Source organism: Streptomyces sp. NPDC019531, assembly GCF_044903305.1.
Taxonomy (GTDB): Bacteria; Actinomycetota; Actinomycetes; order Streptomycetales; family Streptomycetaceae; genus Streptomyces.
On the sequence record NZ_JBJDQL010000020.1, the window covers coordinates 81,767 to 101,698 of the forward strand.

Annotated in this window: 12 protein-coding genes and 1 pseudogene; 3 read left to right on the forward strand and 10 right to left on the reverse strand. The window is 68.5% G+C overall.

Going from position 1 to position 19,932, the window contains the following annotated elements:
* Positions 1 to 16: 16 nt before the first annotated feature.
* Positions 17 to 1,102 carry a multiple monosaccharide ABC transporter substrate-binding protein gene (gene chvE / locus ACI2L1_RS23230; protein WP_404741256.1) on the reverse strand — a complete coding sequence of 362 codons (1,086 nt, stop codon included), beginning with the start codon at positions 1,100 to 1,102 and terminating at the stop codon, positions 17 to 19.
* 934 nt (positions 1,103 to 2,036) lie between these two features.
* On the opposite strand from chvE, the gene ACI2L1_RS23235 reads away from it, so the two are divergent.
* Positions 2,037 to 2,237, forward strand: a complete 201-nt coding sequence (locus ACI2L1_RS23235) for a hypothetical protein (RefSeq protein WP_404741257.1) — start codon at positions 2,037 to 2,039, stop codon at positions 2,235 to 2,237.
* A 303-nt stretch (positions 2,238 to 2,540) separates the two neighbouring features.
* Here ACI2L1_RS23235 and ACI2L1_RS23240 read toward each other — a convergent pair whose 3' ends face one another.
* Positions 2,541 to 4,217, reverse strand: coding sequence for a flavin monoamine oxidase family protein (locus ACI2L1_RS23240; RefSeq protein ID WP_404741258.1), 1,677 nt, complete (start codon positions 4,215 to 4,217; stop codon positions 2,541 to 2,543).
* Between the two features lie 477 nt (positions 4,218 to 4,694).
* On the opposite strand from ACI2L1_RS23240, the gene ACI2L1_RS23245 reads away from it, so the two are divergent.
* Positions 4,695 to 5,534 carry a hypothetical protein gene (locus ACI2L1_RS23245; protein WP_404741259.1) on the forward strand — a complete coding sequence of 280 codons (840 nt, stop codon included), beginning with the start codon at positions 4,695 to 4,697 and terminating at the stop codon, positions 5,532 to 5,534.
* A 326-nt stretch (positions 5,535 to 5,860) separates the two neighbouring features.
* Here ACI2L1_RS23245 and ACI2L1_RS23250 read toward each other — a convergent pair whose 3' ends face one another.
* The 4 genes from ACI2L1_RS23250 to ACI2L1_RS23265 form a co-directional block, all read right to left on the reverse strand.
* Positions 5,861 to 6,799, reverse strand: coding sequence for a GNAT family N-acetyltransferase (locus ACI2L1_RS23250; RefSeq protein WP_404741260.1), 939 nt, complete (start codon positions 6,797 to 6,799; stop codon positions 5,861 to 5,863).
* A gap of 193 nt (positions 6,800 to 6,992) precedes the next feature.
* Positions 6,993 to 8,321: a VanZ family protein gene (locus ACI2L1_RS23255; protein WP_404741261.1), complete on the reverse strand. Its 1,329-nt coding sequence runs from the start codon at positions 8,319 to 8,321 to the stop codon at positions 6,993 to 6,995.
* Between the two features lie 86 nt (positions 8,322 to 8,407).
* Positions 8,408 to 9,235: a MarR family transcriptional regulator gene (locus ACI2L1_RS23260; protein WP_404741262.1), complete on the reverse strand. Its 828-nt coding sequence runs from the start codon at positions 9,233 to 9,235 to the stop codon at positions 8,408 to 8,410.
* 67 nt (positions 9,236 to 9,302) lie between these two features.
* A complete protein-coding gene (locus ACI2L1_RS23265) occupies positions 9,303 to 12,824 on the reverse strand; it encodes an Ig domain-containing protein (protein ID WP_404741263.1) in 3,522 nt (1,173 codons plus the stop codon).
* Positions 12,825 to 13,157: 333 nt separating this feature from the next.
* Here ACI2L1_RS23265 and ACI2L1_RS23270 point away from each other — a divergent pair, with 333 nt between their 5' ends.
* Positions 13,158 to 13,724, forward strand: a complete 567-nt coding sequence (locus ACI2L1_RS23270; RefSeq protein WP_404741264.1) for a Uma2 family endonuclease — start codon at positions 13,158 to 13,160, stop codon at positions 13,722 to 13,724.
* 47 nt (positions 13,725 to 13,771) lie between these two features.
* Here ACI2L1_RS23270 and ACI2L1_RS23275 read toward each other — a convergent pair whose 3' ends face one another.
* The 4 genes and pseudogenes from ACI2L1_RS23275 to ACI2L1_RS23290 form a co-directional block, all read right to left on the reverse strand.
* On the reverse strand, positions 13,772 to 14,191 hold the full coding sequence (locus ACI2L1_RS23275) for a roadblock/LC7 domain-containing protein (RefSeq protein WP_404741265.1): 420 nt from the start codon (positions 14,189 to 14,191) through the stop codon (positions 13,772 to 13,774).
* Complete coding sequence (locus ACI2L1_RS23280; protein ID WP_404741266.1) at positions 14,188 to 16,176, reverse strand: nitrate- and nitrite sensing domain-containing protein; 1,989 nt, start codon at positions 16,174 to 16,176, stop codon at positions 14,188 to 14,190. The genes ACI2L1_RS23275 and ACI2L1_RS23280 overlap by 4 nt, the downstream gene beginning before the upstream one ends.
* A gap of 623 nt (positions 16,177 to 16,799) precedes the next feature.
* On the reverse strand, positions 16,800 to 18,986 hold the full coding sequence (gene helR / locus ACI2L1_RS23285; RefSeq protein WP_404741267.1) for an RNA polymerase recycling motor ATPase HelR: 2,187 nt from the start codon (positions 18,984 to 18,986) through the stop codon (positions 16,800 to 16,802).
* Between the two features lie 45 nt (positions 18,987 to 19,031).
* Positions 19,032 to 19,475: pseudogene (locus tag ACI2L1_RS23290) on the reverse strand (glycosyltransferase); the annotation flags it as partial.
* Positions 19,476 to 19,932: the final 457 nt, after the last annotated feature.

Genomic DNA, 19,932 nt, shown 5'->3' on the forward strand with positions numbered 1-19,932 from the left:
CGCATAGGCTGTGTTGCTACTTGAGTTCGTCGGCGGTGAAGTAGCCGTTGGTGATCAGCCGTTCGTAGTTGGTCTTGTCGACGCCGGTCGGCTGCAGCAACCGGGCGGGCACGTCCTTGACGCCGTTGTTGTAATCACTTCTGTTGTCCACCCGCGGCGCCCTGCCGCTGAGTATGTCGTCGGCCGTGTCTGCGGCGGCCCTGGCGAGGTCGCGGACGTCCTTGAAGACGGTCTGCGACTGCTGACCCGCGATGATTGACTTCACCGAGGGCAGCTCGGCGTCCTGACCAGTGATGACCGGGAGGGGCTTGCCGGCGGCGCCGTAGCCGTCCTGCTTCAGCGCGGACAGGACGCCCCTGGAGATGCCGTCGTACGGCGACAGGACCGCGTCGACCTTCTTGCTGCCGTACCACTTGGCGAGGAGGCCGCTCATGCGCTTTTGCGCGGTTGGCCCGTCCCAGCGCAGGGTGGTGATCTTGCTGAGTTCGGTCTGGCCGGACGGGACGACCAACTGCTTGCTGTCCAGGAACGGCTGCAGGAGCGTCATCGAACCGTTGAAGAAGTATTTGGTGTTGTTGTCGTCGGGGGAGCCGGCGAACAGCTCGATGTTGAACGGGCCCTTGCCATCCTCCAGGCCGAGCTTCTTGATGATGTAGTGGGCCTGGATCAGGCCCACCATCTCGTTGTCGAAGCTGACGTAGTAGTCGACGTTCTTGGTGCCGAGGATGAGCCGGTCGTAGCAGATCACCGGAATGTGCGCATCTGCGGCCTGTTGCAGCACGCCGTTCAGCGACTTGGCGTCGATGGCCGCGATGATCAGTGCGTCGACGCCCTGCTTGATCAGGTTCTCGATCTGTGAGACCTGGGCTTTCGGGTCGTCGTCGCCGTAGACCAGCTTGGTCTTGTACCCACTGCCCTTCAGGTCCTCGACGAGGCTCTTGCCGTCGGTGAGCCAGCGGTCGGAGGCCCGCGTCGGCATGGCGATGCCGACGGTATCGCGCTCGGAGCTGCTCTCGGAACTGCTCTCGCTGTTCTGGCCGCAGGCGGACAAGGCGAGGGCGAAGCCGACGGCTCCAGCGAGGGCGGATCTTCGGTTGAGCATGGTGATCGTTCCTTGTTCTTCTCGTCGTTGAGAAAATGACGGCGTATCAGGCGTCGGCGGAAGGGCGGTGGAGCGGGCGGGCGGTAGGCAGGCGGGTCGCGAGTGAGTCGGACGCGCCGTACCCGCTCCCCGGGATCCAGAGTCAGGTCCCGCAGATGGGTGCCGTACGGAGAGACCCACGGACGCCCTGGACGGACCGAACTTCAGACAGAGCGGTGCGCCGGGGCGGATCAGCTCGGCGTCCTCATGGATCCGCACGTAGCCGCCGAGGTCGTCGGGGGTCTTGGTGCACAAGGTTCAAGGCGAGTGAACAACCGGCGGACCTCACTCGAGTGGCGAGGCCAGATCGGCCCGGCACGTTGCTTGAGTCGGTACTCAGGCGCCTCGATGTCCCGCAGATCGCCGATCTCGTCGCCAGTGTTCTCCTGTACGTACGTCAGGCTGCGCCACGGCGTTCCGGCCACGTGCGTGCTGATTCCGGGGAGGCGCAGGGCAATCACCTTTCGAACGTTCGAAATCTCGTCATATGGTCGGAATGCTGGCGCGACATTAGGGTCAGGCATGCCCGGTGTCAACGGGGCGAACTGGAACGGTTACAGAACGAGGTCGGGGATCGCTTTCGGTCTCCGATCGAGCAGCGGGGAAGGCGCCTGCGGGAGGGTCATGGACATGCCGTTCCCCACCGTCTGGCGCCGCGCCCAGTCCACCTTCCGCAGCAAGGTCGTCGGCCCGCACTTCGAACAGGTCTGCCGCGAATGGGCCCGCCGGCACGCGTCCACCGCACCCCACGGCGGGCAGGTCACAAGGGTCGCCAGCGGGACCGTCAACGATCCCGCCGCGAAGAGCAGCCACGAAGTCGACGTCGCGGTCCACGGCGAGACCGACAGGCCACGAAACCCTGCTCGCCATCGGCGAAGCCAAATGGAACGACGTCATGGGAACCGGCCACCTTGAACGTCTCCAGCACATCCGCGCTCTCCTCACCGCGCGCGGCACCGCCACCGACGTCACCCGGCCGCACTGCTACAGCGCCACCGGCTTCACACACGAACTGCGCCACCTCGCCGAGAACGACCCCCACCATGCTGCGGCGAACTTCGTGATCCGTCGAAGGCTGGGCAGGCCGCGCGGATGATCCGCTTCCTTCCGGCCTGTCACTGCCGGCGCCGCCTGCACGTGGCCGCGGACGCCGCTTACCGGAGCGGCAACGAGTTGACCCGGCTCGTGTGTTCGGCCTCGGCCTGGCGGACCCAGCCGCGCAGGGCTTCCCATGCCGGGCCCCTTATGGATGCCGAGATCCTTGGCGATGTGCGCGATCGTCGAGCTGCAGGAACCGAACGTGCTGCGAGCACCTGGTTCCGGGGGGATTCTGCGACGGATTCGAGCAGGGGTACGGCGCCGCGTCGGCTGCGCCGTACCCTCACCGGGCCGGGATCACCTACGTGGTCAGGCTTCTCGCGTCGGGAGCCTGCTTGACGGGCCTGCGGACCGCGCGCTTCCCGTCGATGATCCACTCGCATGCCCACTCCGCCGACATCAGTGCCCCCTCCTGCCAGCCAGGCAGTGCGGACACCTGGTCGCCGATCACGAAGAAGCTGTTCTCGCCCTGTGGGTAAAGCACCGTCGAGTACATCTTCTTGTGCTCCGGGTCATTCCCGTGCCAGTCGGCCCACGCACCCAATTGGTAGGGCACCCTTTTCCATGCGATCGACATGCCGAGCCGGTCGGGGACGACGGCGTTGCTGGCGAATTCGTCGTGCAGCTTCGTCGCAGCCGTGCGGGCCACGCTCAGCCGCTCCTGGTGTGGGCGGTTGCCGAGCGCGACTGCGTTCTCGTACTGGTTGTACGCCCCGGTCAGAGTGCCTTTGCCCGTGGCTGAGAAATAGTCGTTGGATGGATACCAGATCTGCTCGATCTCGTGATCGATCCGGCTGATGCCTCCGTAGATCTGATACTTGTCCGACTCCCAGAAGCGCTGGTTGGCCTGCCAGCCGACCTTGCAGGCGTCCGCGAAAGGTGTGTTGCGGACAGCGGACAGGAAGTCATCGGAGAAGTTGCGGAGAGTGACTTGTTTGCGCAGCACCGACATCGGGATGTTGCTCAGGCAGTAGTCGAATCGCTGACTACGCTCTGTGCCGCCTTCGGTCCAGTTGACGCTCACCCCGGTGCCGTCCAGGGCAATTTCATGGACGGGCGCCTCGTAGGTGATCGTGCCGTCCGGCAGTGCGGCGGCCGCGCGGTGCCAGATGGAGTCCATGCCGCCGACCGGCTGGAACGACGTGGTGTGCCAGTGAAACTTGGAGTCCTGATAGAAATTGTCCTCCCAGAACTCGCTCGCCAGCAGGTCCTTGAGAAGCAGTGGATCGACCGGCTCCTCCATCTGCAGGACGGTCGGGGTCCTGGCCAGGCCGGAACGGGTGGAGCCCACGTAGCTCCTGTCGGTGGGGTCGAGTGCGCCGAACTCGACGAGAAGATTCCCGAACCGTTCGCGCTGCGCGGGGGTCAGCCCGTCTTCGGCCTGCGTTCCCTTTTGCAGGGCCTGGGTGAGGTACTCGGCGATGTAGCCACGGGTGTCGTTGGCGATCCGGCGATTGGGTTTGGGCGTGCCACCCCATGCCTTGTCGGTCTGGTACAGGTTGGCTGTGGTGGTGTGGATGTACGGCTCCAGCGGAACCTTGTGCCTGCGGCAAAAATCGAGGACCCGCCGGTTCCAGTACGGGATGCGGCCGGCGCCGAGGTTGAGATAGAGGTTCGGGTCGAACTGGCAGGTCTGCCTCTGAACCGAACCGTCAGCCCCCACTTCGCTGATCTCGACGCCTGGGCGGGCGGTCAGCGTACGACCCCCCACCCGGTTCTGGGCTTCCAGCACCGTCACTCGGTAGCCCGCCTCCGAGAAGCGGATCGCGGACGCCAGGCCGGCGGGGCCGGCGCCGAGGATCGCCACCGTCTTGCCGTTGTCCACCTTCCTGACCGGTCTCGTCAGCCCGTCGGTGGCGGGCGCCGCAAACGCCGGCACGGCTCCGGTCATGACCTGCGCCAGTGTCGCCGAGGTGGCAGCGGCTCCAGCCATACTCAGGAAGTGACGACGCGAGGTGCCCTCGCCCGACTGATCCATCGTTACGCTCCTCCAGCAATGTCGATCAGGATAACTGCGGAGAGTAACGAATATCACGTAGAGTCATCAAAGAAGTGCTTCGCGTTACGACTCGCCGCACCAGGGGGAACATAGATCCGGCCGAGCTGCGGGGTGACGGCTCCCAGGGAGATGTGAGCCAGCAATGCGCCCGAGCGTTCGGCGGTACTCATGACGTACTCGGGGCGGAAGAGGCCGGCCAGCCGGAAGACCGTCCTGCTGACCGGCTACGACGACCACACCGCTCCCTGTGACCGCGGCACCGGACCGGGCGCCTTCCCGGTCCGCACCGGCTGGGGAACCCGGTTGGTGTCACAAGGGATACGGCGCATCCCTCTCCACCGCCCGCCAAGCACGATCAGATACAGCCACCCGAGGACTCTCATCGCTTGGCGGCGGAGACAGGGCTGGGACGATGGCGATGGCATCGAGCACCGCTGCCGGGAAAGGTGATCGACGTTGCGGAAATTCCCGGCGACTGCTGCCCGATGGGCGGTACCGACTGTTGTCCTCGCCCAAGTCTGTCTCGTCTGGACCGGCGTGTTCAGCCTGGGCGCAGCCGTGGCGGTGGGGCTGCTCCTCGAAGTCCTCCTCGCCGGGATCGTCATCACCGAAATCACCCTCGCCAGACGGGCCTTCAAGACCTCCCGGAGTCAGGGCGCCGACGGGCAGGAGGCCCTTTATCGGGCACTGTCTGCAGTCCTCCCCGCGCCAGTAGCCAAGGCGATGGAGATGGAATTCGGACTCTTCAGGGCCCTTTGGCACTGGATCCGTCGTAAACCGGACGCGCCAGAGGGACACGAGATCCTGACCTACGGCTCCGAAATCAAGCCAATCATGTGGGCGATGGTCTTTCTCGTACCGCTGGAGATCCTCGCCGTCGAATTCCTGGTCCCCTGGCCAGTGGTGCGCATCATCCTGCTGGTTCTCTCCGTGTACGGCACAGTGTGGGTACTCGGGTTCATCGCCGCGCTCTCCATCCGCCCTCACATCGTTGGCGACGGCAAAGTAGTGCTGCGCTTCGCCCACCTCACTCAGATCACCATTCCGCTCGAACTCGTGGAGTCGGTGCGCATGGCACGGCACAGCGGCTACCGGAGGACGGTCCAGATCGATGACGCCGGCGTACTGGCAATGCCGATCGGCGACTCCACCACCCTCAGCGTCAAGCTGCGCGAGCCGTACCCAGTAGCACCCAAGCCGGGGAAGCCGACGCAAGACGTGCGAGAGGTCCGCTTCGCCGCGGACAACACTCGCGAAGCCATCCGCGTTCTCACGGCAAGCACCACCGCCGGTTGAATCCCCTTCAGAGTTGGAAGGCGTAGCGCTTGCGGGCAGCTCCGTGCCCTCGCGGTGGTGAATTGCCGCTGATCATGCAGCTCGATTGCGTGAGCGGACGACGAAGCGCCGGCCGTCACCAACGAGATCAAGCTTCATGACGGGTGCTGCTGACCTGCACGGACAGCAGCACCCGGCACAACCGAGCACCGATTGGCTTTGTCCGCGAGAACGGACAGCACTTCGACAGTGATCCGGGAGGTGTCCTGCCGTCGGCATCGGCTCGGAATGTTCACGGGTGCTGAACAGCACCGGGCTTTCCTGGGCGGCCGAGCGCGGCGGTGGTCTCAGCGCCAGTCGTCGATCACATACGCGTCGGGGTGGCTGTAGCCGGGTTCGTTGGGCCTGTGCATGGTCACGCCCTGCAACCAGGTGCGGAACCCGCGGTCGATCATGCGCCGGTAGGCATCCGGGCGCCCCAGGTTCATTCCGGCATCCAACGCACCCAGTCCGCGCTCGGCGGCCAGCCGCTCGCATGCGTCCAGCAGTCGCTCGAACCGGTCGGCGGCCTCCGGACCAGGACGTACGGCGCCGAATTTGACGAGGCACACGTCCGTGCCGGCCTCCGACCCGGCTCCGCAGTGGCAGACGGCCAGGCCATCGAGCTCGGAGCCGGCGCCATGGAGCAGGATGGTGTCACCGAGTCCCTGCGCGTGCGCGGCCACGATCTCGCGTTCCAGGCTCAGGCCCTCGTACACGGCTCCTGTCAGTGCGCGACAGAGGCTCAGCGCGTCGGGCCGCTCGGCGGCGGGCAGTTCGCCATAGAGCACCCGGCCGGGGACCGCGGCACCGTCTGCGACCTGCTTCTTCATGATCGCTGTGAGGAATCGAGGCCAGAAACCGTACCGGCGGTAGAGCTCAAGATGCTTGGCACTGTGCGAGAAGGTGAACAGGCCGAGGTGGCGGTTCCCCCAGGCCTCGAAGCAGTCCATGACCGGCTCCATCAGACGCCTGCCGATGCCCTGGTCCCACAGATCCGGACGCACGGTCAGCGGGCCGAAATAGCCGACGCCGCCCCAGTCGGTGGCGAAGTTCGATCCGGCGAGCTCGCCCTCGACCGTCGCCGCGAACGCCGCCCGCGGATCGGCCGCCCAGCGGGTGCGGACGTAGTCGACGGTCCCGAAAGGCTCGGGGACCCCGAGGAACGTCCCGAAGGCCATCCGGCAGATCTCATCGGCCCGATCCAGGTCCGCCTCACCCAGCGGGCGGACTGATACCTGGGTCACGCCACTCTTGCGCTCCGCCGCTGGTGGGATCATCGCTCTCGCCTTTCCATCCCCCTTCCATCGCACCACGGGGGTGTCTCGCAGGCGAGGCGAACGGTCCGGCGCGCACCGCGAGTGCTGGACCGCTGACCTGCTGCAGGAGCGGCGAACGCTCCCATCGGTGTGCGGCCTGGCCGGCGAGGGAACGGGGTTCTCAGCGAGAGGCGCGTTCGTAGTCGGGGCGACGGGCGATCGCAGTCGGGGCGTCGGACGTCCCCGAGTGTGGCTCAACGGCCGTGGCGATCGGCGGTGCGGCGTCGAGGGCGGGGGTGGCCGGGCGGGTCCGCGTGCGGGTGTGTGGGAGGGCCTCGTTGTGGATGCCGGAGAGGACCTCGTGCGGGCCCAGGGCCTGCGGATGGCGTCGGACGGCCCTCACGTAACCGCCGACCAGGAGCAGGCAGAGGATCGGGAGCAGTAGCAGGACGAGCCTGAGGTCCAGGTGGGCTGCGAGGCCGTACGCCAGGTTCCTCCTGTTCACCGTGCCGTCCGCGATCGCGGACGGTACCGCGAGGGCCACCGTCCCTCCGGCGAGGACCCCGCTCGCGGCAAGGCAGGTGGTGGCCAGTACCGGGCTCAGGGCCAGGGCGCGCAGTGCGAGCCCGGCGAGGCCCGGTCGTCCCCCGTCCGGTGTGGACAGGCGCAGGAGCAGGACGCGCTTGCCCGGCGTCGTGCCCGTTCGCCACGGGATGACGACGAACCACAGGCCGAGGACGGTCACAGGTACGAGGAGGCTCCACGCCTCTCCGGTCACCACGAGCGCGACGATCCCCGCGACCAGGGTCAGCAGTACGACGCCGACCGCGTCCAGCAGCAGCGCGATGAGACGGCGGCCGAAGGGGATCCTGCCGGCGGCGAGTTGGGCGAGCGGGCGGCCGTCCAGGGCGTCCAGTTCGGGCAGCGCGCGGACCAGGGGTCCGGCGATCGCCCAGCCGAGGGCGGCACCCGCCGTGTTGACGATGAGGTCGTCGACGGCGAAGAGGCGGTACGGGCACGGGTAGAGGCCCCACAGGCCGGTGTACTGGGTCAGTTCGAAGGACAGGGATGCCGTGAACCCGGCCACCGTGGCCGCCGCCAGGCCGCGCCGGAAGTGGGTCCGCACGAACACGCCCAGCGGCACCAGCAGGAGCAGGTTGAACACGGTCTGCCAGAAAGCCGGGTTGTGCAGTACCAGTGCGTCGAGGGTGACGCGGTGGTGTGCCTCCTTCCAGATGTCGGAGAAGGCGACGCCCGGTGTGAACTGGGGTTCGGCGAAGGTCGGATAGGCCTTGCAGACGTCCGCCACACGCCTCGGCAGGGGCACGATCGTCATGCAGAAGGCGGTGAGCGCGTAGAACACGCCGCCGTACAGAGACAGCACCCGCCAGCGCGTCATGACGCCGTGCCGCCGGTACAGGACGATCGCCGTCGGCACGAACATCACGAAGGCCAGCGCGGGGAAGATCAGCGCGGCCGTACGGATCGGCAGGAGGTAGGTCTCCGTCATGGCACCTAACTATACACAGCGCGTATACGCGTGATGTATAGAGGCAGTGCATACGTGGTGTTCCTCGTCCCCTCAGTCGCTGCTCGTCACTGTGACCCCGCTGCCACCAGCGTCGCCGTGATGGGTTCGAGCTCGGCGACCAGCTCGTCGAGCTCGGCGGGAGACAGGGCGTCGTACGGCGGGGTGGCGAGCTCGTCGGTGAGGGCTTCGATGCGTTGCTTGGCCTGGCGACCGGCGTCGGTGAACCGGTCGTCGGTGTCGACGAGCCCGCGCTCGCGCAAGCCGTCCATGACCGCGGCCAGCCGCTCCTTCGGCAGGTGGTGGATGCGCCCGAACGACTGCGGCGGGTGGATGCCCATGTCCAGCGCGCTGAGCACGTGGGCCTCCGTGCCGCCGATGCGCGCCCCGACGAGGGCGGCGACATGCCCGTCACCGCGGTGCTCGCGCAGCATCGTCGCGGAATGCCACAGCCGGGCGACCGGGTCGCTCGGCACCGGAAGGGTGCGCATCCCGGCGTACATCACCCGGCCTTCCATGGGCGCGTTCGTCGCGGCCTTGGTGGTCAGGTCGGCGGCGCGCACCAGGCCCGGGGAGTCGGCCAGCTCGTCGCCGAGGATCCGCCGTACGGAGGCCGCGCTGCCCCGCTCCCGCGCGGCGACTGACGCCTCGGGCGGGATCGTCTCCCACGCGCTCGGGATGTGCCGCGCGGCCTCCCCTTCGGCGAAGCTGTAGAAGGCCGCGTGCACGACCTGGGCCGGCACCCGCCCCAGCGGCGCGGCGCGGCTGGCGAAGTAGCCGTCCCAGTAGGTGCGGTGGCCGAGAGCGGCCAGTTCCTCGTTGCACTCGTCGGCGAAGAAGGTGACGAGGCAGATCGGCTCCAGGAGCTCGAACATGCGGCGGGCGGTGTGAGTCATGGCCTACATGGTGCATGCGGTCACGCCCCGTGGGGCGCCACCGCATGCACCTCTCCCCGTTGTCGCGTTAGCGAAGTGCCGAGTCGAGCTGCAGCAGCCGGACCTCCGCGAGATTGGTGAAGCCGCCGTGCCCGTCGTAGATCCGCAGCAGTGGCGTCGTCGTCCGCTGGGGGAATTTGAACGTGTACCAGTCCTGGTCGCTGGTCATGCCGCTGACCGTCACGAGGGTTTTCCAGGTCTGGCCGCCGTCGGTGGAGCTCTGGATCTGTGTTCCGTTGCCCCGGCTGACGAATGTGGCCCTCGGGTGGACCATCACCGCGTCGAGGGTCAGGGAGGACCCGTCAGCCGGTTTGACGGTCACCCAGCCGTTGCCCGAGGTGGTGTCCGTGGCGGTGGTGAGGTCGCCGTCGAACATCCGCCAGCCGTTGGCCGCCGTGGTGCCGACGCCCGGGAACTGCGGGCTCGACGCGTCCACCCAGTCCCGGGCGACCTGCACCGGTGAGACGTGGGTGTTCCACAGGGACAGGGTTGAGCCGTCGGTCGTGGTGGTGACCGTCGCGCAGGTCCGGCCGTCGGACGTCGTGCAGTCGACCGAGAAGCGCAGGGCGCGGCCGAAGTCGACGTCCTCGGGGAGTACGGCCGTGGCCTGCCAGTGCTCGTCGTCGGTGTGGGTGAGCTTCGCGGTGACCCCCTCGATGGTCGCGTGTACGTCGGCCAGCGGCTCGGTGGCCACCAGGTCGAGCCGTACGGTGTCGCCGTTGACGGCCTGTCCGGAGTTCGCGCCGTCGGACGAGAGCGACACCGACGACAGCGCCTGCGCGGTCTCCACCCGTTCGCCGTGGATGCGGAACTCACTGAACGACGACAGGCCGGGGTAGTTCGGGTCGGTGGGGATGCCCGGGTCGTCGACCTGGATCTTGAGGTACCGGAACGACTCGTCCTGGACCTCGGTTCGGACCGGGATGGTCTCCATCGGGAACGTCGGAGTCGTGTCGGTGGTCTCCCGCGAGGTCAGCAGGGTCCAGGTGTAACCGTCGTTCGAGCCATAGACGTTGGCGCCCTGGGAGCGGTTGGCGAAGTTGTAACGGGCCCGCAGTCCGAACGCGTCGGCCCGCACGCGGTAGCCGGCGCCGAAGTCCATGGTGGACGGGGCCGTCAGATCGCCGGAGAAGGTGTTGACGTCGTCGTCGGTCATGTTCCATACGGCCGTGGCGGGGAGGGACGAGGTGACCGCTCCCGTGTAGTCGAGTGTGCCGTCGGGCAGTTCGGGGTTCAGCAACTTCAGCCCCGATACGGCGCTTTGCAGGTCGGCCAGCGCGGCCAGGTACCCGGCGTCGTCGGCCGTACCGAGAGCCGTCCGGGCCGAGGACAGCGAAGTCTCGTAGGCCTGGCGGGTCTTGGTCACGTATGTGGCCTTGGCGTCGAACCCGGCCTGCGCCAGCTTGAGGGCCTCTTGCCGGTCGCGGGCCACCTCCAGCGTGACGGCGAGGACGGTGTCGACCTTGCTGCCGGAGGCCACGACGCTGGTGCGGAACGTCCCGCTCTGCCCCTCCATGGGGGTCCAACTGAGCGCCCCGGTCGCCTCGTTGACGGTCGCGCCCTTCGGCAGTCCCGGCGCCGTGTACGTGACGGTGTCGCCTGCGGCGGCCGTCGCGGACAGTGAACGCTGGAGTGTCGCGCCGGCCACGCCGATCAGCGTGGTCTGCGCCCCCTGGGCGAAGGCCGGGATGCCGAGTTGCGACTTGGCCTGGAGGTTGACGCTGTCGACGTCGACCGTCACGTCGGACGCGCCGACGATCGTGTAGTACGCCAGGTTCTCGCCGCCGGTGCTTCCGGGTACGACGGCGTAGTCCATGTCGTAGGTGACGTACCGCCAACTGCCGTGGGTGTCAGGCAGGTTGACGGTCCGGTAGGGCGCCAGCGACATGTCCTTGCGGATCTGCAGGGTGGCCGGACCCGTCGTGCGCACCAGGACGCCCACCGGGCTGTACCCGTTGCGGCTGTCGTACATCAGCGTGCGGACGGCGATGGACGTGCCCTTCTTCGACGCCCTCATCCGGACGACGTCGTGCCCGTCGTCCGCCTCATGAACCTTGGAGCGGCTGTCCAGGGCGATGCTGCGCTGCGCCACCGACACGAGTGGCGTGGTCTGTTGGGGGCGGGTCTCGCCAGCGGTCTTCTTGGACAGCGAGAGCCAGTAGTCCGGGTTGTAGTCGGGGTTGCTGTTCCAGAAGTTGTAGGCGGCCGTGCCCCAGTACAACTTCGGTCCGTCGGCCTGCGCGTGGACCTGGGCGACGCTGGGGGCCTGCTTCTCGACGTTCACGCCGAGGTCGTAGCGGTAGACGTCGTACAGCTCGTCGATCGGGTCGAACAGCCGTCCCCGGTAGGCCTCCGAGACCTTGCCGGGGCCTCCGGTGGTGTCTATCCAGGGGATGGTGCGGCCCATCATGTGCGCGTAGTACGCGTCGAGGCCCGCGAGCAGCCGGTCGTTGCCGAAGCGGTACGGGGACACCGCGTTCCGTTTGGTGGAGACGGTCCCGGCGACCGGGTCCAGGCGGGTGCCCTGCACGGTGAGCAGACGGGCGCTCTCGGCCAGGGCGTTGATGCCGTCCCAGGCGTGGGCCTGGTCGCGGCCCATCTCCTGCTCCTGCACGAAGGAGCGGCCGTACGGGTTGAGCGGGTCGTCCGCCTTGATCTCACGGATCAGGGAGGTCAGACCGCCGTTGGTGTTCTTGTCCGGGTTGCCGGAGTTGACCGAGAACCACTCGACCGTACGGTCGTATCCGGCGCGGTCGTCGGTGAAGACGTAGCCGGCCAGCTCGCCGACGACCGGGTAGGTCTGCTGGCTCATGAAGAACGTGTTGCCGTACAGCAGGGTGTCGATGACCGGCGTCACCAGGTTCTTCGTCAGGTTCGTGGTGTCCGCGTCGGTCCAGGTGGTGTCGTAGCCGTCGGACGTGGCGTTGACGCTGGAGTAGCGGAAGATCTCGGCGGCGGCGAGCATCCGCATCAGCGGGATGGGGGCGTGGATGTGGTCGTCGGGGTAGTTCGCCACCTTCGCGGGGTCCATGTGGGACCAGGTGCGGATGATGTGCATCCCGTTCGCGCGGTACACCGGGTCACCCGTGATGAAGTACCGGATCGCCTGTGTGTAGGCGCCGAAGGCGTCCTCGATGAACTGGGCTTGCACGCCTTGGGAGTTGAACGCGTCCGTCTTCGGGGTGTCCACCTGTGAGCCCTTGTTGACGGGCGTCAGCGTGGCGGAGGCGTACTTGGTGTCCAGCATCGCCGCGTAGTAGGAGGCCCACGGCTCCACGCCGGCCAGCACCTGGCTCCGGGCCTGCGCCAGGTCCGACGCGCTGACGGCTATTCCGGGGTGTACGAATCCGGCGCTGCTGGTGACCTGCTTCAGCGTGACGGTGGGAAACGCGTCCGGCGTGGCGGAAGCCGCGGGAGTCTCCGCGCTCGCCGGCAGCGCCGGGATCAGGACCACCAGCAGTGCGCAGAGCGCGGTAGCCGTACCCCACCACATGCCCCACCACCGCGCGGCTCCGTGCCCGCCGTGTCTTCTCACCGGTCTCTGCCGCATACAACTCTCCATCGAGTCAGACACCTCGCTAAGAAAACGATTTCTGCGAAAGTAGAGTCGCTGTGTCGCGGGGAGCAAGGAGCGTGCGTCTCGAATGTTTTCGATGCTGAGTTTTCGAGGTGGTTGAGGCCTATATATGCGGGTAACAGCTGTCATACGGCGGCGAGGAATGTGCGGGATGACCGAGGTTCTCTACCAGGTTTGACTAGCAAACGGTTACTCTCGCCCCCACGTCCGCGCGCGTGAGCGAGATCAGCATGTGCCGGGCGGATGGCGGACATTACGCTGAATCCAGCGGGATCGGGCCCGCAGCACAGTGTCGAGAGGTGCTTCATGACGGCCGAGATGGTGGCCCCGGCGTGGATGCACGAGCAGATCACGGCAGAGCAGTACGAGTCCTGGTCTGAGGAGCAGTGCGCCGGTCTCGAGTTCGTGGACGGAATGGCCGTCGTGGGCCCGAGTGCGTCCAAGCGGCACAACCGGCTGGCCCGGATTCTGGCGAACGCCCTGGATGCCGCCGCGGGCCCGGAGTGGAATGCCGACACGGGCTTCGACGTCCGGCTTCAGGACGTCCCGCTCACCAATCGCCGCCCGGACGTCGTCGTGTACCGCGCAGACACCATCGACCTCACCCCCACCCGCCCCGAGCACGTACTGCTCGTCGCGGAGGTGGTGTCGCCGGGCTCGGAGACCACCGACCGGATCGTGAAGGTCGACCAGTACGCAAAGGCGGGCATCGGCTTCTACTGGCGGATCGAGCAGGCCGCGACAGGCGTTCCTCTCGTGTACACCTACGTCCTCGACCCTGCGACGAAGACCTACCGGGACGGAGACGTGTTCACCGGCGTCCTCAAGGCAGCGGCCCCCTTCCCGGTGGAGATCGACCTGGGCCAGATCTGACCGACACGCTGCTCAGCAGCCGACGGCGCGTGACCGGTGCGTGAGTGCTATCCCGTGGCCAGGGGCGCGCCGTTGAGTTCGCGGATCAGCTGTGGGGTGAGCAGTTCGCCGACGCGGTCGGCGAGGACGGCCATTTCGTAGCCGACGAGGCCGACGTCGCATCCTTCGGCAGCGAGGACGCCGAGGCAGCTGCCGTCGCGGATGCGACCGACCATGAGAAAGCCTCCGAGCATTTCGATCATGACGAGCTTCATGCCGTGGAAGCCGTGTGTCGTCGCCGCGTTCTGGGCGAGGCTGGTGATGCCGGAGACCACGGCGGCCAGATGGTCGGCGCGATCGCGGCCGAGGTTGTCCGAGGCCGCCATGAGCAGGCCGTCGGAGGAGACGGCGACAGCGTCGGTGACGCCGTCGGTGGCGCGTACGAACTCCGAGATGAGCCAGCCGAAACTCTGGACGGCGGTGGTCACGATGACACTCCTTGTGTGCTTCTGGCCTCGGCACGGGCGACGCCTGCTCGGAAGCCGTTGAGGAGAGCGGAGACAGTGGGTCCGGCGGGCGGGGTTGTGACGGAGCGGCTCTGTGCGGGGGCGAGCAGGCGCCCCGGAAGGACGAGGAGCGCGGACAGGCCGCCTCCGGTGGTGTCGAAGAGGTGGACCTGCGCGCCGTCACCGAGGCGGTCGGCCAGGCGGCCGACGACGAGGTGGCCGAGGAAGCGGGTCGGTGCGGCGAGGACGGCCTCCTCTCCGGAGTCGCGGAGGAGGGTGTTGGCGCGTTCCTTGTCGGCTTCCGACATGCCGATGCCGTGGTCGACGACGGCGAAGCTGTATGTGTCGTCCTCTGCGTCGTACCAGCCGTGCACCTCGACCGGTTCGGTGGGTGGCGAGAAGTTCAGCCCGTTCTCGATGAGTTCGGCGAGGAGGTGGGCGGCGTCGGAGGCCGCGTGCCCGCGTATCCGCACCGGCTCCACGGTCGCGATCAGGACCCTGCGGTACTGCTCCACCTCGGCGACTGCGGCCTGGACGACTTCGATGCCTTCGGAGGGTGCCGCCGTGGGCTGCGGCGGATTCTGCCCGGCGAGGACCAGCAGGCTTTCGGCGTTGCGCCGCATACGGGTGGCGAGATGGTCGAGTTCGAAGAGCTCGGCGAGGGCGTCCGGGTCGAGTTCCTGCCGTTCCAGGCGGCTGATGAGGCTGAGCTGACGACGTACGAGGTTCTGGTTGCGGCGGCCGAGATTGGCGAGCGATTCGGTGGTGTTGCGGCGCAGGCCGGCCTGCTGGGCGGCCAATTGCAGGGCGGTGTCCTCCACCCGCTGCAGGGAGGCGGCGACCTCGGCGATCTCCGCCGTGCCGCCCAGCAGCCGTGAATCGGGGGTGTCCCGCCCGTCTTCCGGAGGGAGGAGCTCCCTATGGTCCTGAGGGGACCGCTGGATACGGGCGACGGTCTCGGGCAGCCGGTGCCGCGCCACCTCGTGGGCGGTCGCGGCGAGTTCGCGGAGCGGGCGGGTGAGGGAGCGGGAAGCGAAGACGGCGAAGCCCGCGACGAGCGCAGCCGTGCACAATCCCACGCAGAGACAGGCGGCGAGGCCCAGCTCGGCGTCATGGCTCAGTCGGTCGGCCCGGTCCCGTACGTCGTCGCCGACCTGCTGCTGGACGGTGTGCAGAGCGTCGACGAGTACGGTCATCGTGTCCCACCAGGTGCCGGCGTCGGCACGCAGCGCGGAACCGTCGGCGGCGTCTTCCGCCCGGTTCTCATAGCCGGTGGCGCGTCTGGCGCCCTCGGTGCCGAAGGCCTTGTCCAGGGCGGCACGCTGGGGTGCGGTGGCGACCTGCCGGAAGCGGGCGAGGGCGGCGACCCGCGAGGCACGCACCTCGGTGAAGGCGAGGTACTCGCGGCCGTGGAAGGCCCCTTCGGCGAACACGCCGTTGAGGAGACCGCGTTCGAGGGCGACGGACTCCTTGGCCGCGGCCAGTTCCCGCAACGCCGCCAGTCCGTCGCTCAGTTGGCGGTCGGCGCGGGTCGCGGTCTCCGCCACCGGGTCGACGGCGTTGAGCGCGTCGACGGCGGCGGTGTAGAAGGCGAGCGAGCTGGTCCGGTCGGCGGTGTCCGTGTCTGCCGTGTGCTTGTCGGCGGCGGCGCGGACGGCTGCGAGGCGCCGCAGGTGCCGCTGGACGACTTCTTCCACGGCGGGTTCGGAGCGCATTCCGCGCAGCGCCGTGTCCACACGCTCGCGCGTGGCGGCAAGCGGTGCGCGGAATCCCCGCTCACCTCCCAACAGCCCGCTTGTCAGCCCGCGTTCGCGTTGCAGCTGGTGCACCAGCTCCTGGACCCTCAGGCTGAGGCCGACCTCGGCACGGGTCGTCCGGGCGTCACCGAGGGCCTCGGCACGGCCGTACACGGCCAGACCGGCGGCCGCCAGAAGCAGGCAGATCGGGACCGTGATGACCACCGCCACACGGCCTCTGATGCTGCGCCAGCCAGGCAGTGGTCGGCGGCCGCGAGCCGTTCGGTCACCGTGGCCGCGCCCTGCACCTCCCCTGCCGAAACCGCCGTTGCCGAGTGCACCGAGCCTGCCGGGCAGCGGCCGAAATGGGATCCACACCCTCATGTCACGAAGCTAGACCGACCGCCGCGACGGGCGGTTTCCGACCTGTTAGACCCCGTGGGAACTTCGGTTGCGCCGCGCTCACACCACAGGCCGGGGAAGTGTGACGGGGCCGTGGCCGGCAGCGCACGAAGCTTGCCCGATGAGCCCGCACCACGTAGTGGCCGGTCAGCTCGACGCACGGCCGGGCCGCCAGCGGCGGACAGCCAGACGTTCGGTGAGGAGGTAGCCCCTCGCCCTTCCCCTCCCACTCGTCCAGACAGCCGGGTGACGGCAGGCTCCGCCCACGGCGATGATGCCGACCTCGCTCAGCACAGTCCGGGGCAGCTTCCCGGTGCTCTTGCGGTCAAACCCAGCGCTCCCGGCCCGCGGCGATCTGCGCCACGGTGGCATCGCCGCCGAGCTCGGAGAGGGGGAAGCAGGCGTCGAGTGTTTCGTGAAGATGGTTCCCGTCACAGGCGTCACACCCCGCCCTAGGGGCTGGTGAGGACCACGAGTTGGCGGGTCGCCCTGGTCATCGCCACGTACCGGTCCACCGCCCCCTCGACGCCCCCGCCGAACTCCTCCGGGTCGACGAGGAGCACCAGGTCGAATTCGAGGCCCTTCGACAGCTCCGGAGTCAGCGACCGGACGCGGGACGTGGCCCGGAACGTGGGATCGCCGATGACGCAGGCGATGCCGTCGGGGTGGGCGGTGAGCCAGGTGTCGAGGATCGGGGAGAGGTCCGCGACCGACCCGTGGGTCACCGGGATGCCGGTCCCGCGGATGGAGGTGGGGACGTTGGCGTCCGGGAGGGCGGCGCGGATGACCGGCTGGGCCTCCTTCATGATCTCTTCCGGGGTGCGGTAGTTGACGGTCAGGGAGGCCAGGGTGACGCGGTCGAGGCCGACCCGTTCGAGCCGTTCCCGCCAGGACTCGGTGAAGCCGTGCCGGGCCTGGGCGCGGTCGCCGACGATGGTGAAGCTGCGGGACGGGCAGCGCTGCAGCAGCATCTGCCACTCCGCGTCGGTCAGTTCCTGCGCCTCGTCGACGACGACATGGGCGAACGGGCCGGCCAGCAGGTCAGGGTCGGCGGTGTGCAGGGCGGACTCGTCGACCAGGGCGTGGTGGAAGTCCTCGCCGCGGAGCATGGTCACCAGGCCCATGCCGTACTCGTCGTCGGCGACCGCGCTCAGGCTGTCCACGACCGTGGCCATGCGCTCGCGCTCGGCGGCCACAGCGGCCTCCTGCCGGCGCTTGCGGAGCGAGCTCCCGGGGTCGCCGAGCCGCTGCCGTGCCGCGTCCAGGAGGGGCAGGTCGGACGCCGTCCAGGCCTGGGCGTCCGCGCGCTGCAGTCGCCGTACGTCGTCGCGGTCGAGCCAGGGAGCGCACATCCGCAGATAGGCGGGGACCGTCCACAGGTCGCCGACGAGGTCGGCCGCTTCGAGCAGGGGCCAGGCGCGGTTGAAGGCGGTGAGCAACTCCCTGTTCTGGCGCAGGGACTTGCGGAGCAGGTTCTCCGGGGCGTCGCCGTCGTGCTTGTCGACGAGGATGGTGAGCAGCGCCTGCCAGACCTGGTCGCGCGCGTCGTTGTGGGGTGCGCCTTCCGCCGCGTCGAAGGCCTCGGCCCAGTCGCCGGCGGTCAGCCGGATGTCGGACCAGTGCGTGGTGACGGTCATGCCCTCGGTGGGCGGCTCCTCGTAGAACCTGACGGCCTTCTCGATCGCCTTCACCAGGTCAGCGGAGGACTTCAGGCGGGCCACCTCCGGGTCCTTCTCGGCCGTGGCCGTGGCTCCCTCGGCCACGAGGTCGCGCAGGACGCAGGTCTGCACGCCCTCCTCGCCGAGGCTGGGCAGGACGTCGGAGACGTAGGCCAGGTAGGGCCGGTGCGGGCCGACGAAGAGCACGCCGCCGCGGCGGTGCCCGAGGCGCGGGTCGGAGTGCAGGAGGTAGGCGGAGCGGTGCAGGGCGACGACGGTCTTGCCGGTGCCGGGGCCGCCGTCCACGACGAGCGCGCCGCGCGACCCCGCGCGGATGATGGCGTCCTGGTCGGCCTGGATGGTGCCGAGGACGTCCCGCATCCGTTCCGACCGGTCGCTGCCCAGGCTGGCGATGAAGGCGGACTGGTCGTCGAGCGAGGCGTGGTGCCCGGCGAACCCGTCGGGGGCGAACACCTCGTCCCAGTAGTCCCCGATCCGGCCGCCGTGCCAGCGGTACCGGCGGCGGCTCGCGAGCCCCATCGGGTTGGCGTGGGTGGCCCCGAAGAACGGTTCGGCCGCGGGGGAACGCCAGTCGACGAGCAGCCGGCGCCCGGTGCTGTCCGTGAGGCCGAGCCGTCCGACGTACACGGGCTCGGGGTCGTCCGCGCCGACCATGTGCCCGAGGCACAGGTCGAGGCCGAAGCGGCGCAGGGTGCGCAGCCGGGCGCTCAGACGGTGGATCTCGGCGTCCCGGTCCATCGCCTCCTGGCCGATGCCGCCGGGGGCCCTGCGGGTGGCGTCGAGGCTGTCGGAGAGTTCGGCGATCGTCTGCTCCAGGCACTCCGCGATGGCGGCGAAGTGCCGCTCGTCGGCGGCGATCAGCGTCGGGTCGGCCTTGGCGGCGAGGCGTTCGGAAAGGTCGAACACGCTGGTGGGCAGGGAATGCAAGTCAACAGCTCCGATGTGAGGTGTGAGGGTCATCTTCCACGACCATGGGGCCCTGCGGCCTCGGTCAGTGCGGTGTGATCACGCGGACGTGCGCGGCCGCTCCCGGCCGGCCATGTCCAGCAGCAGCCTCGCGGCCCTCTCCGCCCCGTCCGTGCGGATCATGGCGGCCACCTCGGCGGCCCGTGCCCGGGTCCCGGGGGCCAGCGCGGTCCTGAGCGCGGCCGAAAGCGAGTCGTACGTCGGCGTCGGCCCCTGGTGCGCCGCGCCGATGCCCAGTTCGGCCACCCGCCCGGCCCAGTACGGCTGGTCCACGATCTGGGGTACGACCACCTGGGGCACGCCGGCCAGAGCGGCCGTGGTCGTGGTGCCGGCGCCTCCGTGGTGAACGACGGCGGCCACGCGCCGGAAGAGGGCCTGGTGGTTGGCCTCGCCGACGACGAAGCAGTCGTCCGCCCCGTCGACCGGGGCCAGACCGGCCCAGCCCCGCCCGACGAGCACCCGGCGGCCCTGCGCGCGGACCGCCACGGCCAGTCCCGCCATCGGTTCGACGTCTCCGCGCGATCCGTACGTGGAGAGAACAACACGCATCGACCCATCCCCCGGTTTCCGCCGACCTGATTCTCGGCGACCTGTGACTCAGGCGGGTAAGTGTGCGCCAGCACCGGGGCCTTGCCGCAAGCCCCCCGGTGCGCTATACGTTGAGAGTGGCAAGGAGTGGGGTGACCTCCTTGCCTTTGTCGTTTCTCGGCGCCTTCACATTTCTCTCCGGATTCATTTCTCTCCGGATTCATTTCTCTCTGGATCTGGATCCCTTACTGCGATCCATGCGCCTCTCTGCGACCGGAAAGCCTTCGAAACATTCGAATGATCATCGGACTTTTCGATCTCTCACCCCCCGCGATCTTCCGAAAGATTTCGCGGGTTTCCTGAGGTGAGAGCGATACCGAAGCATTCGAAACATCTGCCGAAACTGTTGACG

Coding starts and splice junctions, on each gene's coding strand:
- chvE (WP_404741256.1), bottom strand. CDS start 1,102: ATGCTCAACCGAAGATCCGCCCTCGCTGGAGCCGTCGGCTTCGCCCTC.
- ACI2L1_RS23235 (WP_404741257.1), top strand. CDS start 2,037: ATGGGAACCGGCCACCTTGAACGTCTCCAGCACATCCGCGCTCTCCTC.
- ACI2L1_RS23240 (WP_404741258.1), bottom strand. CDS start 4,217: ATGGATCAGTCGGGCGAGGGCACCTCGCGTCGTCACTTCCTGAGTATG.
- ACI2L1_RS23255 (WP_404741261.1), bottom strand. CDS start 8,321: ATGACGGAGACCTACCTCCTGCCGATCCGTACGGCCGCGCTGATCTTC.
- ACI2L1_RS23260 (WP_404741262.1), bottom strand. CDS start 9,235: ATGACTCACACCGCCCGCCGCATGTTCGAGCTCCTGGAGCCGATCTGC.
- ACI2L1_RS23265 (WP_404741263.1), bottom strand. CDS start 12,824: ATGCGGCAGAGACCGGTGAGAAGACACGGCGGGCACGGAGCCGCGCGG.
- ACI2L1_RS23270 (WP_404741264.1), top strand. CDS start 13,158: ATGACGGCCGAGATGGTGGCCCCGGCGTGGATGCACGAGCAGATCACG.
- helR (WP_404741267.1), bottom strand. CDS start 18,986: ATGACCCTCACACCTCACATCGGAGCTGTTGACTTGCATTCCCTGCCC.